Source organism: Paenibacillus taiwanensis DSM 18679 (assembly GCF_000425125.1).
In the GTDB taxonomy this organism is placed as follows: Bacteria; Bacillota; Bacilli; order Paenibacillales; family Paenibacillaceae; genus Paenibacillus_B; species Paenibacillus_B taiwanensis.
Map to the genome: position 1 here is coordinate 950158 of NZ_KE384307.1, position 12251 is coordinate 962408.

The window sequence follows — 12251 nt, forward strand, 5'->3', positions numbered from 1 at the left end:
GTTAAATAATGGCACGGGACACAATAACCAACAGGATGAACAATACCAAAATAACACCCGTGGAAGTGAAACCTGCTACAGCACTCATCGTATAATTCCTCCCTTTGCAATGTAGATGGGCCCACACCGAATCGGGTTTACGTCCCGGGCAGTTGGAGGATGCGACGGAGACGTCCGTCATTCGGTATAGTGTATAGTATGCTATCGCCTTGATCCGGTTTGGACAGTTGTCATGATTTTTGCAATTTGGGCGAATGTGCACACGTGATTAGGGGGAAGGCTAATCGCAGGCGCATTACGATTCCGTGCGCTGATCGGAGGTGTATATGATGGCAACTATTGAACTTAGGCCGGATTTTAAGACGGCTGGCGGTGAAACGATGGATGTGAGGCTGGATGACATCTACGCAGGCACCTTATTTCTGTTGTACCGTGAGCAGGTTCGTATGCAAGGTGTATTTGTAATAGATCAGGAAGCGGTAAGTGATGATGAGATACGGGAGCAGTTGGAAGCTTACGTAGAGCGGTATGTCCAGCATTTAGGTGCTGCAATAGGTGCACATGAACTGGAAGTATCCATTTTAGCAGGGGATTGTTCCAAAATAATTAGCTTACAAAGCGAGTGCGGTGATACGTTTGATGTCGGAGTCAGCTCTTGTGTCTCCTCCTACAACAACATAATGGTGGATGAGCTTAATGATGCATCTGAAGAAGAGCTATTAACAAATTTCGATGCTGAGTTAGTTCCTTCACCGCTTCAACAGGCAAGGGAACGATTTTCATTTGACGATATCCAAGTGCTGCTGGCACGGGACGATGGTGATACGCTGCTGTATGACGTATACAGCACAGCATCCGGCTCGCTTCCACTCGGAACGGCTACAATTGATACAAACGGTGAACAACTCTCGGGTTATATAGATTTTCGTATCCCTGGAACGAGCCAAGATCGAGACCGTGCTGCCAATGCGATTATGCTGGAGCTGTTAAAGGAGCAAACCTTTACTGTCTTGCATCTCAATATGATGTTTCATAATGAGATCATTGACGAGTGTCTGCTATCAGCGCGTAGATGACGATGCGATGTCTTTCTAAGATGCAAACAAACCTCCACCCCGATAACTGCAAAGCAGAAGCGGGTTGGAGGTTTATTTGCATGTGAGGACATCTGACTAAGACGTGCGAAGTCCTTTTGGATAATGATTTTTCAGGATGCCATCAGATACTTTTCCCCATCCGAGCGGGAGACCGTCCGTAGTAACTAGCGTCCACCCCTTGCAAGAGGCTGCTTTCTCGCCAGGTACTGCTGTAATCGTTTCACCTCTCAAATAGGCTTTCACTTGGTCGGAACTAGAAGTCAAGTCCCACACCGAATGGACACATGACGCGCTTTGCAGCGACAACGCGAGTGCATGGGCGGGTTCGACCCGATTTTTTCTCATATGCGCAAGATGAAGCCCTGGACGTGGAACCCGCATTCCTGATAAAAAATCCGGCGACAGCTTTAATGCGGTATCATTGAAGGGATGCGGCAGCCAATATAACTCTTCACCATATAATAGAGCTTCCCCGGGGCCTGGTGTCCATTGTGCTAAATGTTGTTGCGCCCATTCCTGAAATGCACGATAGGCGGTCTCTGCCTCTTGGCGTGCGCGCGAGTCGCCATTGTGCTTAGCCGACCTGCCTTTTGGCCGCTTGCTTATTGATGCTGACTTGCCTGCCTGACTGCTGCCGACAGCGATAACGCCGGTCAATGACTCCTCGAGACGGAGTACAGCAACAAAGTGTCCTTCTCCAGTATGAAGGTGAGGCCAAATGCGTTCCGTTTGGATAAGCCGGAACTGAGGGTATGCTTGAATCCAGCGGTCAATCAATTGTTCATTTTCCTGCTCATTAAAGGTGCAGGTTGAATATGCAATCGTGCCCCCTGGCTTCAGCATACGCACAGCGGCTTGAACGATATCCCATTGTCTTGCCGCACACATTTGCACATGGTCAGGCGACCATTCCTCGATCGCATCTGGATCTTTGCGAAACATTCCCTCGCCTGAGCAAGGGGCGTCCAACATAATACGATCAAAAGCTTCAGGGAAGCGTAGGGCTAACGAGTCAGGATCAGAATTAACCACGACTACATTTGTCATTCCCATCCGTTCTATGTTACTAGCCAGAATACGTGCCCGCTCACGATGAATTTCATTTGACACGAGCAATCCTTTGCCCTGCATTCTGCCAGCAATGTGTGTGCTTTTGCCACCAGGAGCGGCTGCCAGATCCAAAATCGTTTCACCTGGCTGCGGATCAAGCATGGCAACGGCTGACATAGCAGACGGCTCCTGAATATAATATAGTCCTGCTGCATGGTAAGGGTGTCTTCCCGGCCTTGTCTGCTCACGATACGTATAACCTTCGCTGCACCATGCAACGGGAGCAAGAGCAAATTGTTGCAACGCTTGCTGACGTGCTGTATCATGTAGGCTCCATTTGTCTGGATGGACACGCAGGCCGTATGTACGAGGATGTTCGTAACTTGCAAAAAATGCGGCAGCATCTTCCTGCAGAAGGGACGTCATTTGTTGGCGATATAAATCAGGAAGTTGTTGTTTAAGTGGATACATTCGGACTAAACCCCTTGCTCTTACAAATTTGCTGAATCATGCGTTAACATTTTACCGAAAAATTGCTCTCTTTTGCAATATGGTTAATGCGTAGGAGAAATGGGGATGGATAAAACAGTGGATGGTTACGCCTTACATGTGGATTTATAAAGAAGAAACAGGTTGCGCGAAGATATAATTATGTAATATAATGTAATATTGTGAAAACTTACGAAAATGTAAGTGGTCAAATGATAGCGAAGTTTGTAAAGTATAGATAGAGAAAAAGATTATAAAAGCAAGACATGCTAAATGAGAATAGCAATGTAAATGTGGGATCATGAGAGGGGTGGGAATGTGAACGATATCGTTGTAGAGCTAAAAAATGTGACGAAAATAATTGGCGGTAAAACGCTTATTGATAATTTATCGTTCAGTGTGCGCCGAGGTGAAGTTTATGGATTTCTAGGACCGAACGGTGCAGGTAAGACTACTACTATTCGGATGATGGTGGGCTTAATGGCAATGACTTCTGGGGAAGTTATTATTGAAGGCCACAATGTCGCGAATGAACGGTCCAAAGCGATGGCGCACGTTGGAGCAATCGTCGAGAATCCTGAATTGTACAAGTTTATGACAGGCAAGAAAAATTTGCTTCACTTTGCACGTATGAGTGGCAAACCGATCTCACAGGAACGGATTGATGAGATCGTCAAGCTTGTTGAACTGGACAAGGCGTTAGATAAAAAAGTGAAAAACTACTCGCTTGGTATGAGACAACGACTTGGTATTGCTCAAGCTTTGCTGCACAACCCGTCCATACTCATTTTGGATGAGCCTACAAACGGATTGGACCCTGCGGGTATCCGTGAACTGCGTGATTATTTGCGCCGCTTGGCGAAAGAAGAGAACATTTCAATTCTCGTATCGAGCCACTTATTGTCTGAGATCGAATTGATGTGTGATCGTGTACTTATTATCCAAAATGGTAAATTTGTTGGCGAACGTGTGCTTGACCCGAATGCGGAAGGTAATGCGACTGAGGCGCGCTCTATTCAACTGCGTGTTGGGGATGGTGAGCATGCGAAGACTGTTTTGGCGGATACAGAGTGGAACATAACCGCATCGGCGGGTTCTTCTCTCACTTTGTTGTTGATGAATGAAGATATTCCAACGGTGATCGAACACTTGGTACGTAATGGCGTTAAATTGTACGAGGTTCGCGCCGTTACACCGACTTTGGAAGATACATTCTTATCGATGACAAAAGGAGGCCATATTCAATGAGTTACTTTGCAGGTCTCGTAAGCAATGAGTGGATGAAGGCCAATAGCAAGCGGCAGCTTCCTTATTACTATGCATTTTTGTTTATTATGATTGTGGCGTTAGGAACGATTATGCGTTTATTTATTTTTAAGTCTGCTGGGGAATTCAGTTCGATGGATTTCTTGGATACGACAGTTGACATCGCTTCTATTGTAACACTGTACTTTATGATAGTCGTCTCTGCACAGATCATTACAGATGAGTACAAGGACGGGACGATCAAGCAGCTGTTAATACGCCCTGCAAGTCGGACGACAATTTTAATGTCGAAGCTTGTCAATCTAGTTGTTATCGTATTGTCTGTCTATCTCATCAGCACGATTATCGGTTATCTTACTGGGATCATATTATTTAATGGAGCAACGACAACCACTCTAGGTGGGGTGTTGGCGAAGCTTGGATTTTCCATTCCAGGGCTGCTGTTCTATTCACTGCTTGCGTTTACGGTTGCAGTATTAACCAAGAGCCTAGGAATATCGATTATTATACCGATTGCCCTCCAATCGATCGTGGGACCTTTAATGGGGATGTTTGCATCCAAGGCGTGGTATAAATTTCTAATTTTCCCTAACTTGAACTGGGGCGTATACTTTAAGGATCAAGGCGCATCATTGCCTTATGATGGCGCATCATTTGGTCTTGCGGCACTGATTTATGGAGTGTACATAATGGTGCTGCTTCTAATCACGATTTTCTTCTTTAACAAACGTGATGTACAATAAATAAATAGCAAATCCCACTGACCTTATATAACAAGATAAAGTCAGTGGGATTTTTTGATGGTAGCGCTTCATATACTAATACGACTACCGATATTATTATTTAATGTGTTTAATGGGCGAGAGGAAATGTTTGATTTCCCCATAAAAGGAGACGCGGTTTTTGCCATTTTGCTTGGAATAATACATCGCTTCATCCGCTTCCTTAACTAATTGATCGATTGACATTTTAGGTCGTAACACACTATAACCGATACTAATTGTCACCCCTGCTTCAGCTTCTATTCGCGAGCGGATCGATTCTGCAATAACAGACGGCTTCGCTTTACGTTGCGCAATAAAGGCAATAATTTCCTCTCCGCCAAAACGGCCAGCGAGCCCGATATCTTCTACCTCTTCGCGTACAATCTGAGCTACTGTTTTGAGTACCTCGTCTGCAAATAAGTGACCCTTTGTATCATTTAATCGCTTAAAATTGTCAATATCACAAAAGATCAAGGACACTTGCTTCGGCTTACCAGCGATAAATTGATTCATCCGCTGATGCATATACCTGCGGTTGTATAAGCCGGTAAGACCATCGGTAATCGAGGAACGATAGGTCGTCTGCAAATTCTCCACAATACGTTCAAAGAACAAGAAAAATAGGATCGTATAATAACAAAGAGTGACCACGTGTTGAGTCATCAGTAAAGAAGAACTGGTCCCGTTTGTTAGGGTGATGTTAAGTGTAATCGTTAATAGGATGCCAAGGTGAACAACCAGACTAAACGTATAACGTCCTTGCTGACTAATTCGTGGTGCAATCAGCACATAACATAGGACAGCGATTACGGCTTGATAAGCTATCAATGGCCACGTAGAAGTAAGCACGTTCTGCTCTGGCGCAGCGATTAGGGCAGCGATGACGGACACAAGAGGAACACCAACAATCATAAGGATAAAACGTAACCTCATTGGTCGATTAATTCGTTTATATAGTCGAAGTACGGCAATATTAACAAAAATAAACGACAGCGTAACAAGCGCAGCTCTACTTATGCTCAGCAATTGCAAGGTTCTCTCTTGTAAAGAGAAGTCCAGAAGGGCAATGGTGCGATCAACGATCATCATCACAATACCCGCAAACAGGATCACGTAAGCGGATGAACGCTGCTTTGAATACAATCGAACAGACATCAGCAGCATGATCAACATGATGTATAATAAACACATCGTGGTCAGCGCGACTACATCTCTTTCTGTAAGTAAGAAATGCAGAACTTCTTTCATGTGAGGCACTCCTAATAGGTTATTCTAGTATGATATTACGCAATTGGATAATATTCGATAATGGCCAATTACTTTACGGCAAAATATGTTCTAATATATCATAAACAATGGTAGGCGAAAAGCGAAGAAAAGGAGGAACAGCGATGAATATTTTACAGGCTTTGTTTTTCCCTCCGGAACAACCGGGTGGGGTCTCCTCCATGGTTCCTTATATTTTAGAGCGGTTTCAGACGCCAAACTGGGAAATGGAGCTGTTCTCACTTCCGAAGCGTATTCGAGGCAAGGGCTCGGAGCAGCTAACATTTGCAACTTTTGACTGGACGGCATACGGAAATTGTCCAATCGTTCAAAAGTACATGCAGACGTATCGTGACTATGTATGGTGGACGAAACTGCGCATCCAGAAATCATATGATCTTATACATGCCCATCATCCGATTGCGGCATTAGCGATGAAGCGGTTATTTCCTGATACGCCAATTGTGATGACACTTCACTCCAGCTTTGAGCGCGAGCTCATCCTGAACGGGAAGATCCAAGCGGATGGGCCTGAGCACCGTTTTCTGACCGCATTGTATCGAGAGCTTGAGTATCAAGTCGATGAGATGATGACCGTGTCAGAGGCCTTTAAACGTTATTTGACCAATTATGTGGAACAGGTCGATCGAATTACAGTATTGCCGAATGGATTCGATGAGAAACGATTTAAGCCGATTGCACATGACAACGCTGTTCCGCAGCTCATTACAGTGTCTCGACTTGTACCAGCTAAAGGAATGGACATATTGCTCGAAGCCTGTGCGGAGTTAAAAAGGCGCGGGCATGCTTATGTGTTACATATTATTGGTGACGGCCCCATAAGGGAACAATTAGAGCAGATGGCGCAGCGACTCGGTATTTATGATGAGACCATTTTTTATGGATATATGCTTCACCCTGAGGAATTTATGCCATTCGCGGATATCTTTGTCCTGCCTTCACGGGCGGAAGCTTTTGGGTCCGTTTTTGCAGAGGCAGCTCTCTGTTGGCTTGCGCTGGTTGGAACCGCTGTAGGTGGAATTCCTGAGCAGATTGAAGATGGTGTCAATGGGCTGCTTGTCCCGCCCAATCAGCCGATTGCCTTGTGTGATGCGTTGGAGCGTGTCATGATGGATTCTTCTTTCCGTTATGAGCTGGCGCGAGCAGCATGGACCAAAGCAAAGCAAACCTACTCGTTAAGCCGAATTGTGAATGAATTAAAGTGCACTTATGTCAAATACAAACCTGTATCCGAATAAATTGAAAGACCGACATGATGGGGGTGTCGGTTTTTTCGTGTCTTTTAACAACAACGGCGATGGCGACACTTTCGAGTAGGGTTGATCCTAATTTAGGGATATACATCTGGGGGATTACATTGTAAATCGTAAACAACGAAGAATGGCGTACGTGTGTTCTTGTTGTTTCGGATACGTTATAATAAGGGCAGTTCATGTAGTAAGAACTTGGCAGCGAGGAAAGGAATAGGTTTATGATCCGCAAATTAAGATTTGTACATGCAGCTGACTTACATCTCGACAGCCCTTTCAAAGGGCTTGTTCATATACCTGATACATTACGGGAACAGGTGGTTGCCTCCACATTTCAGGCATGGGACCAATTGGTCGAGCTTGCGATCCAGAAGCAAGCGGACGCCGTGTTATTGTGCGGGGATATGCACGATGGTGCCCACAGGTCACTTCGCGCACAGTGGCGATTACAGCAAGGGTTGGAGCGATTGTGCAGCGCAGGTGTACGTGTGTTTATGATTCATGGAAATCACGACCCTTTAACGCCGGATAGCAAATGGAACTGGCCGGTGGGGGTTACAGTGATGGGAGTCGAGCAGTCGGAAAGTCATTTTATTCAGAACCGTCGTGGAGAACGGGTAGCTGTCGTAACAGGAATGTCATATGGATCACAGGCTGTGTATACAAATCTGGCGTCTTTATACCCGTCTGAACCTGAGAAGCATGCTGTGCGGAGAGAAGACGACGCTGAGTCGAATAGCTATTCTACACGGTCTGAACTGTTTCGAATCGGCATGCTGCACGGTACACTTGACGGGCGAGAGGATCATGATCCCTACGCGCCTTGTTCGAAGCAAGAGTTGATAGCTAAGCGTTATCATTATTGGGCGCTCGGTCATATTCATAAGCGAGAAATTGTGAATGAATATCCACATGTAGTGTACCCTGGAAATTTACAAGGTAGACATGTCAAAGAATCAGGGGAAAAGGGTGCATATGTCGTTGATGTGGAGCACGATAATCGGGTATCCATGCAATTTTACCCCTTAGAACTAGTCCGATGGGTGGATTGCAGCATCGCAATAGAAGCAGTTAGTTCCAGACAAGAGATGTCGGACTTGCTGTTAACTTCGTTGGACGAGATGAGACAAGCCGCTGAAGGTCGGACGACACTTGCACGTGTTACACTGACTGGTCGAACGTCAATCCATCATGAGCTCACTTCTGGAACATTATTAAAAGAATTGGAAGAAACGTGGAAAGAAGCAGAAGAAGTGCGGCTGGAACAGTTGGAGTCCTGTGTATGGCCCGTCCAATTCCGAGTCGACAGTCGTGCAGTTTCGAATATGGAGGCATGGCGAGAATCGGAGCATTTTATAGGGGATCTTGTACGAATGGCACAAACACACGCTAATCTTTCAGATGATAGACATGCCCTCATAGACGAAGCATTAGCACCTTTACTACAGCAGAGGCGGCTTGTGCAATGGCTGGAGGAACAGTCGGAATCGGCTCGTGTTGCATGGTTGGATGAGGCGATGCATCTTGCTGTGGGGCTGTTGGAGGGGGAACTGGATAAGAAATGAGAATTGAGAGAATCGATATCCAATCTTTTGGTTCCCTTCAACAATATTCGCTTGAGTTCCCTGCGGCAAAATTAGCGGTTATTGTAGGTCCAAATGAGGCTGGGAAAAGTACACTTGCTGCCTTTATTCGAGCGATGCTGTATGGTCTCCCGCGTCGTCATCACACGGAGGGGGACAAATATGATTCTTTAGATGGTTCACCTATCGGAGGGCGAATGTCGGTCTTGGATGACGCAGGCGGACGATGGCAAATTGAAAGATTACAGCGATCACAAGGTATTTTTGAGTCGATCCAGTATATACAGGCTGATGGACAAGTGCTAGGAAGACAGCAATCGGATATGGAGAAAGAACTGCTTGGCGGATTAAACAGCGAAATGTATGGGAAGCTTTTTGCTATTACATTGGATGAGCTGCATACAATTCATACGCTTCAAGGGGATGATCTTCGCGCTCATCTTTACGATACGGGGTTTGACACGGTGTCTTCTATCGCACATAGTGAACGCTGGCTCCAACAAGAGATGGATAAGCTGTTTAAGCCACGTGGACGCACACAAGCGTTGTACTACACGCTGCAACATGTGGACGAGCTTGAGCGTAAACGGAAGGCAAGCATGAAGCATGTTCAAAGACTGGACACGGCGAGGCGCGAACTGGATCATGCGAACGAGTCCATTGCGGACCAGTTGACGGAGCGTGTCGAGCTGCGACAAGCGCTTGCACTTGCAGAACGTGCACTACATATCAGTGATGCCTGGATTAAGCTCGTGGCTGTAAGAAGTGAATTAGAAGCGCTGCCAGAGATGTCAGACTGGCAGCCGTTTTGGACTGAACGATGGCAGCGACTGCTTCAGTCGAGGCAAGCAGTTGAAGCCCGAATTCGCCAGTTGGAAGAGAAGCAACGTCACGTGATGCATCAGCTCCAAGTTGTTAAGCCAGACGTGAGCTTGCTTGCTCATACGGCAGAAATTAATCGTTTATGCGGCATATATGAGACAGCCAATGTCTGGGTACAAGAAGCCGGCGAAATTAGAACGGAACGGGAGCTGGCGGAAGACGAGTTATGGCGGCTTGCAAGGCTGACGGATCGACACTGGACGCCGGAGATGTTGTTAACTAGTGATATGTCACAGTCCGTTCTTGAATCTGTGCGAGCGCAAGGAAAACAGTTGGAGCAATTGACTGCACAAGTGGAACGAATGGCAGAGGCAAAGGCGCGTGCGGTCCGAGAATATAGTGTTGTCGTAGAATCGAAGCATCAAGCAGCAATAGGGATGGACCAGCATCAAGTACGAGGTGTGCTAGACAGTGGGTTCTCACCAGAGGAGACACTTCTGCAAGCCATCCACCGGAAGCGGGATAGGCTGCAACAGGCTGTGCAGCTCATTATGACACGTCAAATTAACAACCCAACTCACGTCATGGAGCCAACACGAGGTGCTGCTACTGGTATTGCAAGCAAAGGCTGGTTAACATGGCTTATCGCCATTGTAGCCGTTGCTGCCGCTGCTGCGTTGGCTGTTACAGGTCAGCGGATAGGTGCCGGAGTTATCTTGTTGTTTGGTGCTTTATCAAGTGCATTGTTTTGGATCAGTCGTCCACGGATAACCTCGCGCGAACAAAGCCGCGTGGTTGGTCGGGGAGATGCGGACAAGGTTCAGCAGGCTGAACAAGATGCATCGCAGTTAGAAAAACAACTGGCAGATGTACTAAGCGCTTTGACTCGTGTAAGGCCATACAAGGATCATGAGTCTGATAGCCAGTATATTAAAGTAACGGCTAATTATGAATTGAGCGGCCACGATCGCGCTCGTCCTGTTCCTTTCCCTGGGGAACTGGGTAACCCTTTAAAGGGGGAAGCGGTCCATGAACTGGGAGGGATTCTGCTTCAACGACTGGAGAAGCTGAATGCTGCTATTGATGCAGTGGAAGCTTGGATGCGCGAACGAGATCGTCTTGTGCAACGACATCAAGCGACTTTAGATGCTGAGCAGTCGGCCAAACGATTCGTAGAGGCGGCAGAGCAGGATGTTTCACAGGCGACTAAGCAGCTTAACGCATGTTCCGGCGCCTGGCAGCAGTGGTTGAACGCTCGGCGGCTGCCAGCACACTGGAGCCCGCCAAGCGTCATGGAGCACTTCCGCCGCGTCGAGCAGGCGGCCGAGTGCCAGCGGCAGCGTGAACGGCTGCGCGCGCGTGAACAGCGTGTACTAGCACAAGTGCGCGAGTACACCGGCGCTTGCGCAAGGCTTGCCGCAGCCGTACGAGACATATCAGCAGCTGCCAGTGAAGCCGGCACTGATGTGTCTCTGCTTGTCGGCTCGCCAGGGCCAGCTGCATCCGCCGTCGCAGTCGTGCCGGACGCTATGTCGCCTGTGTGGGGCAAGCCTGCTGTCACGCCAGAGATGGTATCGCTTTTATTAGGTGAGCTAAGCGAGTCAGACACGGAGGAGTCTTTGGCAAGCGTGTTGAGCTTAACGCATTCTATTTTGTTTACGCTGCGTGAGCGAATCGAGCAGGAGGAGCGTGAGGCGGCTCTCGAACGGCAATTAAAGCATACGCTCACAGACGCTGACGAAGAGCACCGTCAGGCTTTGGCGGAGCTAGCCGTGATGCAAACCAAGCTTAATGAGCTGTACGCTGAAGCGGGGGTACAGGATGAAGAAGCGTTCGCGCAGGCGCAAAGTCATGCAGAGCGATACATGTATGGCAGCGAATTGCTGCGTGAACTGGAAGCTGCCTGTTATCGAGGAGGTGCGCGTGACGCTTTTGCACCTGTAGAGGAGCTTCTTGTACAATTCGATGCTCGAGAGCTGGAGGAGCAACGAAACCAACTGCTGCATCGTATGGACATTATAGATGGTGAGATACGAGATAGTGAGCAGCGCGTAGGCAGGCTGCAGCAAGAAGTGGAAAGGTTAAAGCTGGAAGTGGAAGGTGAGCAGTGGCAGCAGCAGTTGGCAGATTTAGAAAGTGAGCTGCACGAGCAAGCGAGCAAGTATGCCGTGTATGCATTAGCCAAGACGTTGATCCGGCGCACACGTCAACAGTATGAGGAAGAAAAGCAGCCATTTGTCTTTAAGCGTGCCGGAGACTATTTCCGTGATATGACGGCTGGCAAATACGTTCGAATCGTATCCCCGCTAGGCACGCAGCGTATCGTCGTAGAACATCAAGATGGTAGACTGCTTGATAGTTCTCGATTGAGTCGCGGTACGGCGGAGCAGGTGTACTTAGCGATGCGTTTTGCTTTGGCGGAAGTATTGTCGGAGCGTGTGGCGCTGCCATTTATTTGGGATGACATTTTGGTCAACTTTGACGAGCAGCGATTGTTGCAGACTATCGGCTGCATGCCATCTATTTTGTGTCAGCATCAAATAATTTGGACTACATGTCATTCCTATATGGTAGAGCTGATTGCAAAAGTGATACCAGACGTACACGTACACATCATGAAACTATAAAAATTTAACGTAAACC

General features: G+C 47.3%; 9 protein-coding genes. 6 read left to right on the forward strand and 3 right to left on the reverse strand.

Going from position 1 to position 12251, the window contains the following annotated elements:
* Nucleotide 1 precedes the first annotated feature (1 nt).
* A complete protein-coding gene (locus H509_RS28470; RefSeq protein WP_157277834.1) occupies nt 2–88 on the reverse strand; it encodes a sporulation protein YjcZ in 87 nt (28 codons plus the stop codon).
* A gap of 241 nt (nt 89–329) precedes the next feature.
* Here H509_RS28470 and H509_RS0118310 point away from each other — a divergent pair, with 241 nt between their 5' ends.
* Nucleotides 330–1076, forward strand: a complete 747-nt coding sequence (locus H509_RS0118310; protein ID WP_036697737.1) for a hypothetical protein — start codon at nt 330–332, stop codon at nt 1074–1076.
* 96 nt (nt 1077–1172) lie between these two features.
* On the opposite strand, the gene H509_RS0118315 is transcribed toward H509_RS0118310, so the two are convergent.
* Nucleotides 1173–2618 (reverse strand): RsmB/NOP family class I SAM-dependent RNA methyltransferase, encoded by a 1446-nt coding sequence (locus H509_RS0118315; protein WP_028546364.1) that lies wholly within the window; start codon nt 2616–2618, stop codon nt 1173–1175.
* 309 nt (nt 2619–2927) lie between these two features.
* Between H509_RS0118315 and H509_RS0118320 the strand changes: the two genes are divergently transcribed.
* Both H509_RS0118320 and H509_RS0118325 read left to right on the forward strand, forming a co-directional pair.
* Nucleotides 2928–3884 (forward strand): ABC transporter ATP-binding protein, encoded by a 957-nt coding sequence (locus H509_RS0118320; protein WP_051287331.1) that lies wholly within the window; start codon nt 2928–2930, stop codon nt 3882–3884.
* Nucleotides 3881–4645: an ABC transporter permease gene (locus H509_RS0118325; RefSeq protein ID WP_028546366.1), complete on the forward strand. Its 765-nt coding sequence runs from the start codon at nt 3881–3883 to the stop codon at nt 4643–4645. Before H509_RS0118320 ends, H509_RS0118325 begins: the two co-directional genes overlap by 4 nt.
* A 96-nt stretch (nt 4646–4741) precedes the next feature.
* Here the strand turns inward: H509_RS0118325 and H509_RS0118330 are convergent, their stop codons facing one another.
* Nucleotides 4742–5914 carry a GGDEF domain-containing protein gene (locus H509_RS0118330; RefSeq protein ID WP_051287333.1) on the reverse strand — a complete coding sequence of 391 codons (1173 nt, stop codon included), beginning with the start codon at nt 5912–5914 and terminating at the stop codon, nt 4742–4744.
* A 143-nt stretch (nt 5915–6057) separates the two neighbouring features.
* On the opposite strand from H509_RS0118330, the gene H509_RS0118335 reads away from it, so the two are divergent.
* From H509_RS0118335 to H509_RS0118345, 3 genes are all read left to right on the forward strand, one after another.
* Nucleotides 6058–7191: a glycosyltransferase family 4 protein gene (locus H509_RS0118335; protein ID WP_028546368.1), complete on the forward strand. Its 1134-nt coding sequence runs from the start codon at nt 6058–6060 to the stop codon at nt 7189–7191.
* Nucleotides 7192–7424: 233 nt separating this feature from the next.
* Complete coding sequence (locus H509_RS0118340) at nt 7425–8768, forward strand: metallophosphoesterase family protein (RefSeq protein ID WP_028546369.1); 1344 nt, start codon at nt 7425–7427, stop codon at nt 8766–8768.
* Nucleotides 8765–12235 carry an AAA family ATPase gene (locus tag H509_RS0118345; RefSeq protein WP_028546370.1) on the forward strand — a complete coding sequence of 1157 codons (3471 nt, stop codon included), beginning with the start codon at nt 8765–8767 and terminating at the stop codon, nt 12233–12235. The genes H509_RS0118340 and H509_RS0118345 overlap by 4 nt, the downstream gene beginning before the upstream one ends.
* Nucleotides 12236–12251: the final 16 nt, after the last annotated feature.